The organism is Cupriavidus sp. 21MJTG02-4 (assembly GCF_057798975.1).
In genome coordinates, this window is sequence record NZ_JBYOJP010000017.1 from 12,908 (window position 1) to 30,772 (window position 17,865).

At 62.4% G+C, this 17,865-nt stretch carries 15 protein-coding genes; 8 read left to right on the forward strand and 7 right to left on the reverse strand.

What is annotated here, in order from left to right:
* Window positions 1–282, forward strand: a 282-nt coding sequence (locus tag AC3FKH_RS27085; RefSeq protein ID WP_488678802.1) for a tol-pal system YbgF family protein, incomplete at its 5' end; no start/stop codon positions are given.
* Window positions 283–361: 79 nt separating this feature from the next.
* On the opposite strand, the gene AC3FKH_RS27090 is transcribed toward AC3FKH_RS27085, so the two are convergent.
* Together AC3FKH_RS27090 and AC3FKH_RS27095 are read right to left on the reverse strand one after the other, a co-directional pair.
* Window positions 362–727 (reverse strand): hypothetical protein, encoded by a 366-nt coding sequence (locus tag AC3FKH_RS27090; protein WP_488678803.1) that lies wholly within the window; start codon window positions 725–727, stop codon window positions 362–364.
* A gap of 153 nt (window positions 728–880) precedes the next feature.
* Window positions 881–1,459 (reverse strand): TetR-like C-terminal domain-containing protein, encoded by a 579-nt coding sequence (locus AC3FKH_RS27095; RefSeq protein ID WP_488678805.1) that lies wholly within the window; start codon window positions 1,457–1,459, stop codon window positions 881–883.
* A gap of 187 nt (window positions 1,460–1,646) precedes the next feature.
* Here AC3FKH_RS27095 and AC3FKH_RS27100 point away from each other — a divergent pair, with 187 nt between their 5' ends.
* A complete protein-coding gene (locus tag AC3FKH_RS27100) occupies window positions 1,647–2,498 on the forward strand; it encodes a phytanoyl-CoA dioxygenase family protein (RefSeq protein ID WP_488678806.1) in 852 nt (283 codons plus the stop codon).
* 81 nt (window positions 2,499–2,579) lie between these two features.
* Here the strand turns inward: AC3FKH_RS27100 and AC3FKH_RS27105 are convergent, their stop codons facing one another.
* From AC3FKH_RS27105 to AC3FKH_RS27125, 5 genes are all read right to left on the reverse strand, one after another.
* Window positions 2,580–2,987, reverse strand: a complete 408-nt coding sequence (locus AC3FKH_RS27105; RefSeq protein ID WP_488678807.1) for a RidA family protein — start codon at window positions 2,985–2,987, stop codon at window positions 2,580–2,582.
* 13 nt (window positions 2,988–3,000) lie between these two features.
* Window positions 3,001–4,338, reverse strand: coding sequence for an NAD(P)/FAD-dependent oxidoreductase (locus AC3FKH_RS27110; protein ID WP_488678808.1), 1,338 nt, complete (start codon window positions 4,336–4,338; stop codon window positions 3,001–3,003).
* On the reverse strand, window positions 4,335–5,576 hold the full coding sequence (locus tag AC3FKH_RS27115) for an MFS transporter (RefSeq protein ID WP_488678809.1): 1,242 nt from the start codon (window positions 5,574–5,576) through the stop codon (window positions 4,335–4,337). The genes AC3FKH_RS27110 and AC3FKH_RS27115 overlap by 4 nt, the downstream gene beginning before the upstream one ends.
* 105 nt (window positions 5,577–5,681) lie before the next feature.
* The gene (locus AC3FKH_RS27120; RefSeq protein ID WP_488678810.1) at window positions 5,682–7,061 is read right to left on the reverse strand and encodes a DUF1329 domain-containing protein; all 1,380 of its coding nucleotides are present in this window, start codon (window positions 7,059–7,061) and stop codon (window positions 5,682–5,684) included.
* 48 nt (window positions 7,062–7,109) lie between these two features.
* Window positions 7,110–8,666, reverse strand: a complete 1,557-nt coding sequence (locus tag AC3FKH_RS27125; protein WP_488678924.1) for a DUF1302 domain-containing protein — start codon at window positions 8,664–8,666, stop codon at window positions 7,110–7,112.
* 161 nt (window positions 8,667–8,827) lie between these two features.
* Between AC3FKH_RS27125 and AC3FKH_RS27130 the strand changes: the two genes are divergently transcribed.
* From AC3FKH_RS27130 to AC3FKH_RS27155, 6 genes are all read left to right on the forward strand, one after another.
* Window positions 8,828–9,853: a WD40/YVTN/BNR-like repeat-containing protein gene (locus tag AC3FKH_RS27130; RefSeq protein ID WP_488678811.1), complete on the forward strand. Its 1,026-nt coding sequence runs from the start codon at window positions 8,828–8,830 to the stop codon at window positions 9,851–9,853.
* Window positions 9,854–9,934: 81 nt separating this feature from the next.
* Window positions 9,935–12,400, forward strand: coding sequence for an efflux RND transporter permease subunit (locus AC3FKH_RS27135; RefSeq protein WP_488678812.1), 2,466 nt, complete (start codon window positions 9,935–9,937; stop codon window positions 12,398–12,400).
* Between the two features lie 319 nt (window positions 12,401–12,719).
* Window positions 12,720–13,904, forward strand: a complete 1,185-nt coding sequence (locus AC3FKH_RS27140; protein WP_488678813.1) for a helix-turn-helix transcriptional regulator — start codon at window positions 12,720–12,722, stop codon at window positions 13,902–13,904.
* A gap of 272 nt (window positions 13,905–14,176) precedes the next feature.
* On the forward strand, window positions 14,177–15,943 hold the full coding sequence (locus tag AC3FKH_RS27145) for an FAD-binding protein (protein ID WP_488678814.1): 1,767 nt from the start codon (window positions 14,177–14,179) through the stop codon (window positions 15,941–15,943).
* A complete protein-coding gene (locus AC3FKH_RS27150; RefSeq protein WP_488678815.1) occupies window positions 15,940–16,110 on the forward strand; it encodes a hypothetical protein in 171 nt (56 codons plus the stop codon). Before AC3FKH_RS27145 ends, AC3FKH_RS27150 begins: the two co-directional genes overlap by 4 nt.
* Before the next feature lie 20 nt (window positions 16,111–16,130).
* The gene (locus tag AC3FKH_RS27155; RefSeq protein ID WP_488678816.1) at window positions 16,131–17,786 is read left to right on the forward strand and encodes an FAD-binding protein; all 1,656 of its coding nucleotides are present in this window, start codon (window positions 16,131–16,133) and stop codon (window positions 17,784–17,786) included.
* Window positions 17,787–17,865: the final 79 nt, after the last annotated feature.

A 17,865-nucleotide genomic window follows, 5' to 3' on the forward strand; every position in this document is an offset into this window, starting at 1 on the left:
ATCTGTTGTGGGGGGGGGGGTTTTTCTAATTTTTGCGCTCCAGCCAATATTTGCCAATCCCGGCCTGCCCTCTATAAGGGGTCTACCTGGGTGCTGCACACGATGATCGATGCCAACCCGACGCATCCCAAGGTGCCGGACGCCATGATCGCCGTGGCCAATAATCAGCTCAAGTCCGTCCAGAAGGCGGCCGCGCGCAAAACGCTGGAGCGGGTGGTGGCCAAGTATCCCGGTACCGAAGGCGCGCGTGCGGCGAACAATCGCTTGAAGACGCTGAAGTAAGTGCGGCGGCTTCCCGCCGCACCACGCGCCGAAGGCCTGCCCAAGAATCGACGCGTTGGATCTGGTCGCCGAGATAGGATCAGGGTGACGGCCACTGGCTAAACACAATCAGAGCTGCCGCACCGCGGCCGCGCACACATACGTCATCACAGTAGTCGACCACTGCAGCGGGCGTGAAGTTGCCTTCGACCGTGGCATCACGATTCGCAATTGCATCTGTGCCACCCGCTCCCAGGCCAACCGCCGCCCCAATCGCGATGCCGAGCAGCGCCACTGCCCATAACAACCGACTAAGCTTCATCGCTGTCTCCCTCCGGCCAATCTTCAGGCTTGTGTCGGGATCGTAGTCACTGAGCGAGGCGGCCACTTCGTCAATGCGGACTAAGTGGAATCCCCTAACAGGTAGCTTGGGATAATAACCGTCACTTGATCGTGAAGTGCTCAATAGCCAGCGCCGGGCGTCCTTTTCTCAAGGAAAGGACTTCCGCCTTGCCGCTTAGTCAGCCCGGTTTGGTGCGTTCTCCAAGTTGGCCACCCCCGGTCGGATAAGAGCATTCAAATAGCAAGATGTATGCTGCTCGGCATCCTTCGGAAAGACTCAATTGCAAGCCTTAATCAACTGCGCTGCCAGCCGTTCGATATAGCGATCATCCGGCGTTTGTTTCAGAAAGATGATGGCCGAAACGATGGGCGCGACCATCATCGACACCAGAATCTCGGCGTCGTGTTCCGGGTCGATATCGCCCCTGGCCTGCGCTTGAAGGATTGGCGTCTGGAAGGAAGCCAGTACACCGCTCCAGTGCGCGGCGATCATTTCGCGGAACTCAGCGTTTGTCGTCGACGCCAGGATCGTGTTCATCGCGATCTCCACCGGATCGCTGAGAAAGTCCCGTAGCGTGAATGCCATTCGGGTAATGTCCGCCCGCCAGTCCCCGGTGAACTGAACGTCGATTCGCGAGGTGTGCTCACTCAGCGCCTCAGCGATCAGGGAGGCGCGATCCGGCCAGCGACGATGGATGGTCGTGCGATGGACATTGGAAAGCCTAGCTACTTCCTGTAACTCAAAATCAATGTTACCCGCCTCGATGAGTTCGAGAACGGTCGTGGCGATGGCCTTGCGAACCTGTTCCGTCCGGCCGCCCGGCCGGACGAGGCCAGGTCCATTTTGAACACCCATGTCGTTTGCGCTCCGTCTTTTTTTCACGCCGAATCATAGCTTGACGCGTCACCACCACGTAGCTAGCATGCCACTAATGCATCTGGCGATGCATTAGTGGCATGCCGAAACTTCCCGAGTCTGCGAACTGGGGTCTGACCATGGCTTGCCACATCGATTGTCGCCACTAAACCAAGGACAAACACATATGGCAGAGATAGCCCGTTACCGCGCAGACACCTCCCTTGAACTCATCGGTAATGCGCTGGAAGAGCATGGCGCCGTTATCGTCGAAGGATTGCTTGATCCCGCTACGCTTGCCGAACTGGATCGGGATATCGATCCGCTGATTTCGGCTTCCGATCCGGCGCAGCCGCACCTGAATCAAGCCGTCGCCGCATTCTTTGGCAAGCATGTCCGTCATCTGACCGGTCTGGCAGGCAAGTCCGATGCCTTCGCCGAAAAGGTCATGTGCCATCCTTTGTATCTGGCGCTTTGCGATCGCTTCCTGCTGCCCAACTGCGCGGACTACCAGCTCAACCTCGGGCATATGATGGACCGCGGCCCCGGTGCTCACGCCCAGATGATCCATCGCGACGAGGACTTGTGGATCCACTTCCGCCAGCCGCGGCCGATCCTGCAACTGGCTACGGTTGTCGCCCTGGTGGATTTCACCAGAGAAAACGGCGCAACGCTTGTCGTCCCCGGCAGCCATCGATGGCCGCGCGAACGCCAGCCCGAGGAATCGGAAATTGCCTTTGCCGAAATGCCTGCAGGGTCCGCCGTGATTTACCAGGGGGCGACCCTGCATGCTGGAGGAGCAAACGCAACCGCGGACCAATGGCGGCGCGGCTTCCACATGAGCTACGCCCTTGGCTGGCTTAGGACCGAGGAGAACAACGTACTGTCCGTGCCGCCTGCGCAGGCGCGGCGGCTTTCGCAACGGGCCCAACGCCTGCTCGGATACGGCGTGCACGATGCCATCGAAGACAACGGCGGCTATCTGGGGATGGTTGATTTGCGCATTCCGCTTGAGCTGCTGAGCGAAGGGAAGCTCTGACGATGCATTCTCGAAGCGGAAAGGGAAGCCCTTTCCGCTTCCCTTTGAGCTTTGTGAAATCCGCCCGCACGGGCGGGACGCTTACGCGTCAAAGGCAACGACCGCAGAGATCTCTACCAATATATCGGGGCTTGCCAATGCCTGTACCCCGACCATCGTGAACGCATGGGCAGGGAAGGGCTCCCCATCCACGGCGACCGAAAGCGCCGCGACGAACTGCTCCGCGACCGCTGGCCTCAGATCGCGCAGATAGACGGTACTGCTGACAATATCGTGTATCGACGCGCCGGCAGCCTGTACCGCGGTCTGAAGGTTCTTTAGCGCCTCGATCGACTGGAGGCGGTAGTCGTCGCCGCCCACTACCTCGAAGCGCGCATTGCACGCGGTCTGGCCGGCGATGAACGCGAGCCTGTTGCCGGTGCTCACGACGACCTGGCTGAGTGGGGGGAAGCTGAGTAGTTCGGGAGGGTTCAGGTGCTGCTTTGTCATGGGTAGTTTCCTTTCAGGCGAGGTGCATGCGGTCGATGACCCGGGCGACCGGAATCATGAAGTGTCGGGTCTTGAACTCGAAGAGTCTCTGGAAACGGACCGGCTCAGGCTTCTCCAATGGCAGCATGCAGTCGTCGGGACGCTCGCTTGCCAGCGCATGGGCGAGGCTCAGGCCCAACTGAGGGCCCATGACGTTGCCCCATGTGCCGAGGTTCATCAGCGCAAGCACGCCGTCGTCAACCTGATACAGCTTCGGATAGTCCTCGTGGTAGACGGAAGACGAGTTTGCCGTGATGCCGGTCCAGTACGCCCCCAGTTCGATGTAGAACTCGCGTGTACGGGGATAGATCCTATGGAGGTGGCGCAGGAAGTAGGCGAAGTAGGTTTTCGCCTCGTGGGCGCGTCCCGGATGGGGAATGGTTGCGGTGACGAGGCGATTGCGTCCATCAATCACCATCGGGTAGAGCCCGGTCGGATAGTGCGTCATGGCGAGACGGGAAGGGTTGATGATGTCGAGCAGTGCCGGCGACAAGGGCTTGCTTGCCATGCCGCATGCGACCAGCGGATATTGCGTGTGCGCCAGTTCCGGGAAAAACGGGTTGCCGGCGTGCCCATTGGTGCAAATGACGATACGCTGCGTAAGTACGCTGCCGCGCGCAGTACGGACCCGCCATCGCTGCCCTTCGCGATGGCACCCGATGACCAGGGAGTCTCCGAACACCCGCGCACCATGCCGCACGGCTGCCGTGATCATTCCATTGGTGAAGAGGTACGGATTGACGCGACCGCCTTCGCGCCAGTGGATGCCGTAGCCGTACTTCCCTGTACCGAGCAGTTCCTGAAGGGGCGCTCCCGTGATGACATCGACGTCGTAGCCATGTGATTTCCACAGCGCGGCCTTTCGCGCGAGGGCCGCATGGGGCCGATAGGCAGCTTCAACCATTCCGGACCTGACAGCATCGCCGTCGATGCCGTGCCTGGCGCACAGGTCGAATACGATATTGCGATGTTCCATGAAGAATTCGGCGAAGCGCGCGCCGCAATCGCCCCAACCGCGCAGGGGTTCCAGGTTGTCGAGGAAAGCCTGCACATGCCCCGCGTTGCGTCCGGATGCACCGTTGCCCGGTTGCCGGGCTTCGAGCGTCACGACGTTCACCCCGCGCTCGGCCAGGTGCAGCGACAGTGAGGCGCCCGCCAATCCCGCACCGATGACGACAATGTCGGTATCGATGTCGTCGGCGAGTGCCCTGTGCGTCGGCAGGCGCTGCTCTGGCCGCCATCCGCTGTGTTCGATGGCGATCGCACCCGTCTCATAGTCGGCATACCTGGCCGATGGGATAAAGGGCATCATCGGGCAGTCTCCCGGACAAGGTCGGCTTGTTGCAGGAGAGAGATAGGCAGCAGCGCGGCGACAAGCAGAGCGGCACAGATAGCGAGGGCGATGGTGTACGTATGGGTGGCATCCACCAGATAGCCGAGCACTTCCGGACTGAATGCGGATCCCACGCCGGATATCAGGTTGCCAATGCCCAGCAGGCTGCCGAAGTTGCGCTGCCCCATGGCTTCCGCGAGCAGTAGCGGCGAGAGCTGGTTTGCAAGATTGAAAGTGCTGCCCCAGATGAGGGAGAACAGCGCAATCGCAATCATGCCCATGCCGTGGTGGCCCACGGCCAGCAGACAGAGGATGCCGATCGCGCCCAATGCCGTGCCTGCGAGCAGGACAGCCTTCGCGCCCCATCGTGTACTGAGCGCACCAAACAGGATGTTGCCAACGAGGGTCGCCGCGCCGATTGCCATGTAGATGGCCGCTGCGCGTTCGGCGGAGTAGCCGGCCGATATCAGGTACGGCACCAGGGCGATATATACGCCGAGGCTGCTCAACGTGATCAGCATCAACATGACGATCCACAACCAGTATCGCGGCATGCGCAGCGCTTCGCCGATGTCATGGCCGTGCAGCAGCATCGGGACCGGCTCACCATGCGCCCCGCTCAGGCGCGAATCGGGCAGGCGCGCGATCCAGACCAGTATCGGCACACAGGTAAGGGCAATGATGGCCGCGATCCCCTGCATGGCGTAGCGCCAGCCCAGCGATTGCGTGATGTAAGTGACCGGCAGCGGAAACAGGATGGCGCCCAGCGCGGCGCCCGCAAGCAGGATGCCGAAGGCCACGCTCTGCCGGTTCGGGGCGATCCACTGCGACGCGAGGGTGATAGCCGGCACGTAAGTTGATGCGCCCACGCCGATCCCTGCCACGCCCAGCATGACGGTCAGCTGCGAAACATCGCCGGCATAGGCCGCAGCCAGGTAGCCAAGCACTGTCAGGGCTGCGCCGCCGGTCATTACGGGCCGTGGCGACATGCGGTCAAGCAGCCATCCGGCTGCCGGCATGGCGAGCGTCATGGTGAGCAGGAACACCGTTGCCATGCGTGCCGCCTCTTCGTTTGTGCACTGGAACGCCTGCTGGATTGGCGGTGTGAACACACTCAACACGTTGAGCGTGGTACCGAAGATGATGCATAACACCACGGCCAGGCCGATAACGATGCCCCAGCCGTAGCGTGAATCGGGTTGGATGGTTGTCTTCATAGGGTCGAGTCCTGCTCCGGGCCGGCCGTGGCCGGCCCGGGCCGATACGATGGTGGGATTGGTGCTTCGCCGACAACGCGTGGCGATGCGCACAAGGAGGGAGCCTTACTTGCCGGCGCCGCGGATCGCGTCCGGCGAGTAGTACGCCTCTGTACTCTTGGCATTCGGCGTCAGCACCGGCGCAGGTGCCTCGTTGGTCAGGCGATCGGCGTAATAGGCACCGGAAACGAGGTCGTGATAGAACGTCGACGTCGAATAGAAGTCCTTGGCATCGAACGCGTAGATCGTCGGGGCGAAGTTGGTTCGCCACAGTGTGCCGCGCGCATCGTAGTTGTCGGCAGCCACTGCGCTCCAGGTGTCCTCATCAATGTAGAGAACCCGCTTTGCATACTGGTGGCGGAAGTTCTCCTTCAGAGTTGCCTGCAGGACCCAGACACGATGCAGTTCGAAGCGCAGGAACTCCATGTTCTCGTGACCCTTGGTCAGCAGCGAGGCGTAATTGAGCTTCGGGTCGAGCAACTTGTAGTTGTTATAGGGAACATAGACTTCGCGCTTGCCGACAATCTTCCAGTCGTAACGCTGACCGGAGCCGTTGAATAGCCGGTCGTCATCGACAGTGCGGAATCCGCCGGGCCCCTGCGGCTGGTCATAGCCAAACTCCGGCGCCTGGCGCACGCGTCGCGTGCCGGGGTTGTACACCCAGGTGCGTCGCGTATCCGCGCCTTCCTGATCCCACATCTCATAGCCTGTGATGATGGTGCCGCGGTCGGAAAGCGGCAGCATGGTCGTTGAACGATAGAAACTCTTGCTGTTCAGCGGGTTCTTCGGATCGAATACTTCGGCGCCGATCGGGGCATAGACGGTGTACTGGGTCTTGCCCCAGACGACGTTGCCATTCGGATAGACGACGGCCTGGTCGTAGACAGCGTCTTCCGCGATGAGGTCGGACGCCATGCGCAGGTTCCACATCAGCTCGACCCCCGATTTTGGAATCGGAAACGGCGCCAGTGGCGGAAAATCCCGGAGTCCATTCTGATCGCTGGTCATGCTCGTCCGCGCAGCCCACGTGCGGATCGCGTTGTACTTGCTTTCTGGGAGGGCAAAGTCCCGGTGACTCGGATACACGTACATCTTGAACGTATCCGGGTAGCGCTTGAACATTGCCTTCTGGCCGTCGGTCAATCTCGACTCATGCTGATGCATGTTCTGGGGCGTGATCACGACCAGCGGCTTTTCATTGGCGTACGGGTCCGGATAGCGATCGCCGGAATTGAAGTGGGTGCCAGGCGGCGTACCCACAATCCTGGCGGTCCAGGCCGGGATGCTCCCGTCTGCGTTGGCCGCGCGCTCGGCCCCCATGGGTGTCAGCGGACCATCAAGCCGCTTGATCTCATCGGGCGTAAGCTTGGCGAATGCCGCGACGGCGAAGGTTGCGCCGGCCATCCAGGCCAGGGCTCGCAGGGTGGGAAGAGCAATGCGTTTCATGTTCGGATTCCTCGGGATGTGAGTGACTCGAATGGTTTGCTGCGGGCCTCAGAACGAGTACGTCGCGGTTCCGACGACATAGTCGCGATCGGAGAGTGGCCGGGTGACGGGATTTACCCCGCCCATGTACCTGGCATACACAAGCCCGAGTTTCAGGTTGTTCATATAGGTGAACGTCAGCCCGATCGACGCTTGCGTGTCGTGGATCCCGCTCAATGCGCCGAGCGAGCCGGCCAGGGAGGTATTACCGGCGAACTGATGCGCGAAGGTCATCGGCACGTCGAGATCCCAGCCGTCGAACACATTCTTGTAGCTCAGCGTCCAGGCAATTTCGAAGGCGGCCGCGTCGCGCGTGTTGGTCAGTTCCGTCGAACCCTGCAGCGCCGTTATGCCGAGGACACGGACATAGGACACCTCAGCCGCGATCGATTGTGACCGTGCGAGAAACGTCGGGCCGATCATATGAATGGCGGATAGGTTGGTCTGCCAGACATTGCCGCGGGTGGCACCCGGCCCGTCCGGGGTGTTGACCAGCACGGCCGCGCCGGATCGGTATGAAGTCTCGCCCGCGACATTGACGCCGCCGAGTTCCGTCGAGAAGCTTGCCCCGGCCAACTGGATGTTCCCGAAGTATTCCTGCTGGTACTGCAGGGTCGGGAAGAAGCTCGCAACGACATTGGGATTCGTGTCGTTGTAGTGCAGGTAATAGAGCCCGAATTCCGTGCCCTTGTCCGCGCGCCAGCGTGTACCCACGCCCCACTGGTTGTGGCTCTTGGGCTTGATGTCGGGGCCGCGGGGAATCCGCAGACCGTCCGGGCCGATGATGAACTGCGCACCGGGGCCGACCACGTCGGAGAAGCTGAAATAGCCGCCCGGGGGCACCAGTTCATTGGGGCGGAACTGGAACTGGTAGTAACCGAGCACGCTGAAGCTCGGCGCAAGTTGCCATTGCAACGACAGTTGGGGAGTGGGCAGCAGGATGTCCTTGACCTCCGCACCGGCGACGTAGCCCTTTGTTGCATCCACCGGCCCCTGGGCCGCGGCGATATTGGCGAAGAACAGGCTTTCGCCCCAGGCGACGACTTGGCTTCCGAGCTTGACGTTCAGATCGGTGTCGCCGAGTTTGACGGTATCGTAGGCATACGCCGAGAGCAGCTTCACACGCTCGCCGAGATAGTGCCGCGCGTCCGATGTGAACCGGTTGGACGGCCCGTCATGGTTGACCGTTTCTGGTGCGTCGTTGGCATTCGGTCGGTGATAGGCCTGGTCGTAGAACGCACTGAAGCGCAGGAAGAACCCGAGGTTCTGGTGCTTGAGATCGGCCTCGGCAAGCAGGCTGACCTGGTTCTCGATCAGTCCGCCCTTCCTGAAATTGCGGTCGCCGTCATCGCCGTTGATGTTCTCGGGCGCAAGCAATACGCCGCTCGGTGACCGCGTACGGATCCCCACGCCATAGCCCAGCGTCATGTGATAGTCGAGCGTTGTGTCCGCCCCGAGGTCGATGGTGTCCCCGGCCCATGCCGGCATGACCACCGCCGTTGTTGCCAATGCCACTAACGTCCTTCGCCACCGCGCGGGTGGCCTGCCCAACCCAAGCCGCTGCATGCGCATTGCCTCTCCTCTTGAGAATGCCTACCTGAAAGTTGCCGGCGAAGTGTAGGTAGCAGCGGGTGTGCGGCGCATAGTCTGGACGTAGTACTGGGATTCCCTAATGCATCACGTGTAGTATTTGTGGGAGCATCGGTGCCGTACTGACAAAGGCACCCATGAAAACAACAATCCCCGGCGTTTCGTTCTCGGCGGTGGTGCTATGCGCGGCGCTGCTCTCGTTCTCGCCGCGTCCGTTGCCCGCGTTCGCGGCAACCGCCATTCACGCCAACCAGGTACAGATCAACGGCATCGCCCGGGCCGGAAGCCGGCTGGTTGCCGTGGGAGAACGTGGCGTTATCCTCGTCAGCGACGACAACGGCGCCGCATGGCGGCAGGCGCAGGTTTCGGCCGCTGAAGGCGTAGTGCTGACCCAGGTGTATTTCATCTCGCCGCGCATCGGCATTGCGGTGGGTCACCAGGGTCTGATCGTCCGTAGCGAGGACGGTGGCGAGCACTGGCGTGAAGTGCGAATCGACGCGGAGCGCTCCGACCCATTGCTGTCGGTATGGGGCGACTACCCAGGGCAGGTGTTTGCGGTGGGCAGCTTCGGCCAGTTGCTGGTCTCGCGCAACGCCGGGCTGAGTTGGCAGGCGTTGGAGACGCCAGCGGGCGACCAACATCTCAACGCGATCGTTGGCGACGCGGAAGGCCACCTGGTCATTGCCGGCGAGTCAGGCTTGCTGTTGCGCTCGCTCGACCACGGCACCACCTGGAAAAAGCTCTCCGTGCCATATGAAGGATCGCTGTTCGGCGCGCTGATCCTGGCCAATGGAGACTGGATCGCCTATGGCATGCGCGGTCACGTGCTACGCAGCACGGACCGCGGAGAAACCTGGGCCAATGCCGAGGGAAGCCTTGGCGCCTCGTATTTCGGCGGCACGCAGCGCGACGACGGCGAACTCGTGCTGGTCGGGCAGGGCGGGGCCGCCGTCACCTCACGGGACAACGGAAAGACGTTCGCCGTGAGCAGCGCAGGCGGTGCGCAAAGCCTCGCTGCGGTGTCGGACCTGGGGCGGGGAATCCTGGCTCTCGGCGGCGATCTCGGCGTGGCAATCGTGTCCGGGTCAACGCCGGCATTGAATACCCCGTCCCCGTTGCCGAACGCATCTAGCCCGCGCGCCAACCAAGACAAGCCTTCCTGATAAAGCGCGCCCTGGCACGGGTCACGTGCCGGGTGCATGCACAGCGCTGTCCGCTGCCCGTCGTACTTCTCTGAGATGCTCATGAACTCGCCACGCCCCCGGCGGCTGCCCGCCAACTCTCTTCCCTACCGTCTGGTGGACCGCTGCGCCGATACGCTGATCCGCTATCGGCGCATCCTGCTGATCCTGTGTATTGCGGCGACCGTAGCGCTCGGCATCTCGGCAACGCGGCTGTGCCTCGATCCAGGGTTCGAGAAGATGATCCCGATGCAGCACCCGTACATGCAGGTCTTCAACCGCTACGCGAATGCATTTCCGGGGGCGAATACCGTACTCGTCAGCTTGCGCTGGAAGGGCCAGGGCGACATCTACAACCAGGCGTTCATGGATGCGCTACGACATGCGACCGACGACGTCTTTTTCATTCCCGGCATCAATCGCGCACGCGTCTTCTCGCTGTTCACGCCAAACGTTCACTACACGGAGGTGACGGAGGCCGGCTTCCGTGGCGAGTCGGTGGTGCCAGGGCAGTTCTCCAGTGCCAATCCCGAAGACCTTGCCAGAGTCCGGCATAACGTGGCACGCTCGGGCCAGATCGGCAGCCTGGTGGGCAATGACCTGAGATCGGCGCTCGTGCGCGCGGAGTTCCGCGACACCGACCCCGACGGCGGCCGGCGCCTGGACTATGCAGCCGTCGCCCAAAAACTCGAGGCTGTCCGTGCTCGCTACACGAACCAGGATATCGAAGTCGACATCATTGGCTTCGCCAAGCTCGTCGGAGACGTCGAGGCGCGCATCAGCGGCGTGGTCGCCTTCTTCGCGCTGGCCTTCCTGATTACCGCGGTCCTGCTGCTGCTCTACACACGCTCAATGCGGACGACCGTGCTGGCGCTGTCGGTGGCCCTGTTGCCGGTTGTGTGGCTGCTGGGCGCTCTGCCAATGCTGGGGCTGGGCATCGATCCGATGTCGATCCTGGTGCCGTTCCTGATCTTTTCGATCGGCGTATCACATGCGGTGCAGATGGCCAATGCGTGGAAGCAGGCCCTGGTTGCGGGCCTGCCATCGGTGGACGCTGCCCGCGACGCGTTCCGCAAGCTGTTCCTGCCCGGTACGGTGGCATTGCTGACCAACGCGCTGGGCTTCATGGTCATCATGCGAATCCAGATCGACATCGTGCGCGAACTCGGTGTCACCGCTTGCCTGGGGGTGCTGCTGATGATCATGACGAACAAGGTCTTTCTGCCCATCCTCTTGTCGTACACACGGATCGAAGCGAGCGCACTTGCGCATGCCCGTCGCCGCGAGGCAGCTGGCGGGGACCGGCTCTGGGCCGGCTTTGCAGTGTTCGCGAGACCAATGCCTGCTGCGGCGGTACTGTCGTCGGCCCTTGTGCTGCTTGCCTGCGGAACGCTGGAATCGCGCAAGCTAGAGATTGGCGACATCGGCGCTGGCGCACCGGAGTTGCGCAGTACGTCGCGCTACAACCTCGACAATGCAGCGATCACCAGCCAGTACGACATCGGGGTGGACGTGCTGTCGGTCATCGTCGAAGTGACCGGTGTCGAAAGTGCGTGCCTGGACTATGCGGCAATGAGCGCCATCGAGCGTTTTGAAATGTCCATGCGGGGTGTGGCGGGCGTGCAGTCGGTCGTCAGCGTGCCGACCGCGGCAAAGGTATCGATTGCGGCCTTCAATGAGGGCAATCCGCGCTGGGCCGCATTGCCGCGCAGCGGCGACGGCCTGACACAGGGTGCCAGCGCCTACGATCCCGACAATGGGATGAACACCGAGAACTGCAAGGCCTCGCAGGTATTGATCTATTCGCGCAATCATGAAGGCAAGACCATCGCGCACATCATCTCGGAAGCGAAGCGGCTGGCCGAGCAGAACACCAACTCGAACGTTGCGTTTCAGCTCGGCGGTGGCAACGTCGGCGTGATGGCCGCGACCAATGAAGCTGTCGGCGAGGCCGAGGTGGCCATGCTGCTGTCGATCTTCGGTGCGATCGCCTTGCTGTGCCTGCTTACCTTCAGGTCGTGGCGCGCGGTGCTGTGCATCGTCGTGCCGCTCACCATTGTGTCGATCCTCTGCAATGCCGTGATGGCGCGGCTTGGCATCGGATTGAAAGTGGCTACATTGCCGGTGATCACGCTTGGTGTCGGTGTCGGCGTTGATTACGGCATCTACCTCTACGAGCGCATGCAGCACGAGCTTCATGCTGGTGCCTCTCTTCCCGACGCCTTCCTGGATGCCATGCGGCAACGCGGCACGGCGGCACTGTTTACCGCAGTCACGATGTTCATCGGCGTTGGGACTTGGGCATTCTCGGCCCTCAAGTTCCAGGTCGATATGGGTGTGCTGCTGGCCTTCATGTTCCTGGTCAACTTGTTTGGTGCCGTCTTCTTGCTGCCCGCGCTTGCGGCGTGGCTTGGAGTTGAGCGGGCCGAGCGCCCGTCAACGGGGCCGATGCGCGACCCACAAGAGAATTCTCCCGGAGTCAGGCAATCGATTGCCATGACCATCCCTGAGTGGGAGCGCGAGAATTGATTCTCTCGCGGCGTAGCCGTCGGCGATCTTCGCCCATGCGGTAGATCCATCTCCTCTTATCGCATGGATTTTAGCCCATCTTTATGACGGGCTTTTTTTCGTCGCCGACTTGCGGTGGAGGGGCGGGCGATGATTCGGTGTTGCCCTTGCCCGACTCCTTAGTCCGTTCGGATTACGTTGGCTGGCTGCAGAAAATTTTGGTCTCGTCGATCGCCCCGAATGAATGAACTTGCCTCCTATAATCGGCGGCCGCCTTGCGGCAGCGCATAAAGGCCCGAGCCTGCCACGGCTGGGGCGAGAAGAAGGGAGACAAGAGGAGATGCTGATGGAAGTGACCCAGAGTCCGGCGTCTGCCGGAGCGTTCGCACAGCTGGCACTGTCGCCTTCGGAATTCAGTACGCTGATCGGAAAAATCTACCAGGGTCCGATGGAGCAGGTGCCGTGGGGAAGTGCGCTCGAGGCGCTACGCAAGCAGCTACGTGCGAGCTTTGTCACGCTGATTCTGCGCTCGCCGGCCGCAGGCCGTGCGGGGCTGATGGTGAATGCGTCGGAGCACGACACTACGCAGCCCGGCGAGGCTTCCTACAACAGCTATTACTACTCGCTCGACCCATTCGTCGGCCTGCCATCCGATCGCGTGATCACCATCGATGAGCACCTGGGGCAAGCTGCGTGGTGTGGCAGCGAACTGTACCAGCAATTTCTGTGTCCTCTCGGCGTGCGCTTCGTGCTCGGCGCGGACTTGCACACAGACGACGGGGTGGAGTGTCGTTTCCGTGTTTCACGCAATATCGATGTTCCGGACTTTACCCAACCAGAAAAAGCGCTCTGCACGGCATTGCTACCGCACTTGAAACGCGCCGTGGACCTGCATTCCCGGATGGATATGGTCGAGTCCGAGCGCAATGTCTGTGCCGCAGCCATCGATCGAATGCTGGTCGGAATGGTCATGGTGGATGAGTCGGGCACGATTATCAAGACCAACGCCGCGGCGGATGAGATTCTGGCCGCCCGGGATGGCGTCCGCGTTGCCACGGGCGAGTTGGATGTCGATTACGAGCAAGAGAAGCGAAGGTTTCGCCGCCTGCTGCGCCAGGCCCTGACGGCGCATCTGGGCACTGCTACCGCGGTGACAGAAGCGATGTCGGTCACGCGCCCATCTGGCAAGGCCAAGCTTGGCGTACTGATCCGCACCATACCGCTGAGCGATTGGTCGGAAGACAACCGGCACCGCCCTGCCTGTGTGATCTTTATCCGCGATCCCGAGCGAAAGTCGCAGGCTTCGCGTGACATGGTCCGGCAGTTGTTTGACTTCACCCCGGCCGAAACAGAGCTTGCTTTGCAGCTAGCCAATGGCCTTACGCTGGATGAGTCGGCAGAAGAACTCGGAATCAGCAAAAACACGGCACGTGCGCACTTGCGCTCGATCTTCGCCAAGACAGGGGTGACGCGGCAAGCAAAGCTGGTGCGGATGCTGCTCGGCAGTGTGGTTCCACTCAGCTGAACTCGCCTTCCCGTCAGAGCACGCACTGTTGGGGCAGGAATCATGCGAGTAGGGGAATTTTTTAGTCCCATCAGACGATGGAACCTGACGATGGTAATGCAACCATCAATTCCGATTGCACGAACCACCAACAAGGAGACAGTTGTGCATCGGGACATCAATTCAACGGTACTGCCCTCTGAACAGATCTGCAGTGCCCAAGACAAGTACAGGGCGTTTCAACGGCACTTTCGACATTCCCGTGCGGAACTGCCAACACACGGGACGCATTCATGAGACAGAGCATAGGACAACCACAGGCCACGGAGTTCGACGTAGTGGTAGTCGGTTCCGGCGCTGGTGCCATGCTCGCCGCGTGCCGCGCGGCGGACGAAGGGCTGACGGTGGTGGTGCTCGAAAAGAGCAGCCAGTACGGCGGTACCTCCGCCATCTCCGGCGGCGGAATCTGGATTCCGCTGAACCACCATATCGCGCCGGCCGGCGGCCACGACAGCTACGATGCAGCGCTTACCTACCTCATGGCCTGCACCGGCAGTGATGGCGATCCGGCGCGATTGCGCGCCTATCTCGAGCACGCTCCGCGCATGCTGCGCTATCTTGAGGAGGAGGTGGGCGTGCGCTATTGCACGATGCCGCGCTACGCAGACTACTTCCCAAAGCTGCCGGGGGCAATGTCAGGCTATCGCGCACTTGACCCGCTGCCTTTCGACGGCGCACTTCTCGGAGATGAATTCGCGCGATTGCGGGCGCCATCTCCCGCAACGCTGGTCGCCGGACGGCTGTCCATTACGTCGGGCGAAGCCCATACGTTGCTGAGCAAATCGAGCGGATGGATGGGACTGGCGTTGCGCCAGTTCGCCCGTTACTGGCTGGATCTCGGCTGGCGCCGCAAGACCCGGCGCGACCGCCGTCTTACCCTTGGCAATGCGCTGGCGGGCGGGTTGCGGCGCGCCATGATGAATCGCGCGATCCCGCTTTGGCTCGATACGCCGCTGAAAGACCTGCTGGTCGAAGACGGCGGCGTGGTGGGGGTGCGTGCGACGCGCAACGGGCAGCACGTGAATCTCCGCGCGCGGGTCGGCGTGATCCTGGCTGCCGGAGGTTTTGAGCGTAGCCAGGCCATGCGCGACCGGTACCTGCCCAAGCCGACAGAGACGGCCTGGAGTGCCACGCCTCCCAACAATACCGGCGACGCAATCCGAGCTGGCCAGGCGGCGGGTGCCGAGGTTGCTTTGATGTCTCATGTCTGGGGGGCGCCCACGGTACACGTGCGTGGCGAGGAGAAGCAGCAGCCGTTGTTCGTTGAGCGCGCCATGCCAGGCTGCCTGGTGGTGAACGGCCAGGGGCGGCGATTCGTCAATGAGACCGCACCCTACTCGGAGTTCGTCGCGGCCATGTATCGGGACCATGCACAAACTGGTTGCACCGTACCGGCATGGATGATCTTCGATGCCACGTTCCGTCGCAAGTACCCCTGCGGACCGATCATGCCGGCGTCGGTCATGCCGGATCGCAACATCCCCCCCGGCCTTTCCGACATCCTGTTGCGGGCCGATTCGCTTGACGGGCTGGCCGCGCAGGCTGGCATCGATGCCGCGGGCCTTGCCGACAGCGTGGCGCGCATGAACCGCTATGCGGCGACCGGCCTCGATGAGGAGTTTGGCAAGGGCGACAACCCCTTCGATACCTACTATGCCGACCCGCAAGTGAAGCCCAACCCCTGCCTCGCGCCCGTGGCCAAAGCGCCGTTCTATGCGGTGCGCATTGATGCCGGCGATATCGGCACCAAGGGTGGCCTTGTCACGGATGCAAGCGCCCGCGTGCTGCGCGAAGACGGCTCACCGATTCCCGGGCTGTTCGCCATTGGCAATACCAGTGCATCGGTGATGGGCACAAGCTACCCCGGTGCGGGCGCCACCATCGGCCCCGCCATGACCTTCGGCCTGGTCGCGGCGGACACGCTGGCCGGGATGTCCCGCTGCCCTGAGGCCCGTGCCGCCAACGCTGCCACTCGGGAATTTGCCCAGGAGACCCAATGAGCGACAGGCAATCCTTCACGCAAATTCCGGCACTGGTTACCGACGCGATCTGCGGTTCGCTGGCTATCGTTGCCGGACTTCGTGGCCCGCGCCCACGCCACGCCGACACCGATGCGTGCCAGGTGCGTGGCATCACGCTGCATCAATATGCGGGTAGAAAATCATGACACCATTGAATGAAGCCACTATGCCAATTGCCGAACCGCTGCGGCTCGACAACCCTGATGCCTTTGCCTGGCAGGCAAGCTGCGATGCGGTAATCGTCGGCTTCGGAGCGGCTGGCGCCTGTGCGGCGCTTGAAGCGTCGGCTGGCGGGCGCAAGGCGATCGTCGCGGAGCGCTTCGAAGGCGGCGGGGCCACCATCAAGAGCGGCGGCGTTGTCTATGCCGGCGGCGGCACGACTTACCAAGCCGCGGCAGGGTATCACGACACGCCCCAGGCGATGGCGGACTATCTGCGCCAGGAAGTCGGCGACGTCGTCAGCGAGACGACTCTTCAGTCGTTCTGTGCGCGCAGCCGAGAAATGCTCGGCTGGCTGGAGGGTCACGGCGCTGAGTTTTCGGCGGCCATGCCGCCGCGCAAGACTTCGTACCCGGCTCAGCCTTATTACCTCTACTACTCGGGCAACGAGGCCGTGCCTGCCTACGCGCGCCTAGCGCAGCCGGCACCCCGCGGGCATCGCACCAAGGGGCGCGGCATGTCCGGACGCGCGCTTTACAGCACGTTGCAACGCGCGGTGCAGGGCAGCGCGAATGTCTCTGTGCTGCGTCACACGGCGGCGCGCAGGCTGATTACCGATGCCAGTGGCGCAGTGATCGGTGTCGAGTTGTGGCAAGTGCCACCGGGCAAGCTGCAGCGCAGGCATGCCCGCCTGGCACGCTGGGCGGAGCAGATACACAATATGGCGCCCGCGATAGCCGATGCGCTGCGCGCGCGGCTGCTGCGGCTGGAACTGCGTCATGCACGGCCGTACGCAGTAAGGGCCGACGCGGTGGTGCTGGCCAGCGGGGGCTTCATCTTCAACCGGCAGATGGTCTCGCATCATGCGAGGAAATACAGTCTGAACTGGCGCCTTGGCGCCACCGGTTGCGATGGCAGCGGCATCCAGCTTGGGCTGTCCGCGGGCGGCGAGGCACGGCACCTGGAGCGCGTATCGGCATGGCGCTTCATCAATCCGCCGTTCGACTGGGCGCGCGGTTGCGTGGTTGATGCACGCGGCGCGCGAATCGGCAACGAAGAGGTCTACGGTGCCACGCTCGGACACGCCATGTGCGAGCACCACGAGGGTCGGGCGTGGTTGATCCTGAACCGCAAGCTGGCACGCGCGGCGTTGCGAGAATGCTTGAGCGGGAAACTCTGGACATTTCAGGCCGTGCCCGCCGCGCTGCTGATGCTGGCCGGCGGCCATCGCGCTTCTTCGGTGGATACGCTCGCGGATCGCCTTCGGATGCCACGGGCCGCGCTGCAAGCAACGCTCGCGGCCTATAGCGCCGCGGCGCGTGGCGAACGGCCCGACCCGGCAGGCAAGTCCTCCGGGATGTGCGCGCCACTCGATGAGGGCCCCTGGCTAGCTATCGACATCTCTGCGCACAGTCGCTTTTTCCCGTGCTCCTCGATCACGCTGGGCGGGCTGCGGGTCAACGAACAGAGCGGGCAGGTGCTGTCGGAAACGGGGGCGCCGGTCACTGGCCTGTATGCAGTCGGTCGCACCGCGGTAGGGCTGGCGTCAAACCATTACGTGAGCGGCCTGTCGCTGGCCGACTGTATCTGGTCCGGGCGCAACGCAGGCCGGCACATCGCAGGTTGTCCGCGTTCGCAACCATCAGAGGCAGTTTCCGTATAAGCCAACGAACTGGATAAAAAGGGTTGTCATTCCTGCCGACGCTCTTCGTAGCGTCGGTAACAAAGATGCATGGCTGCCG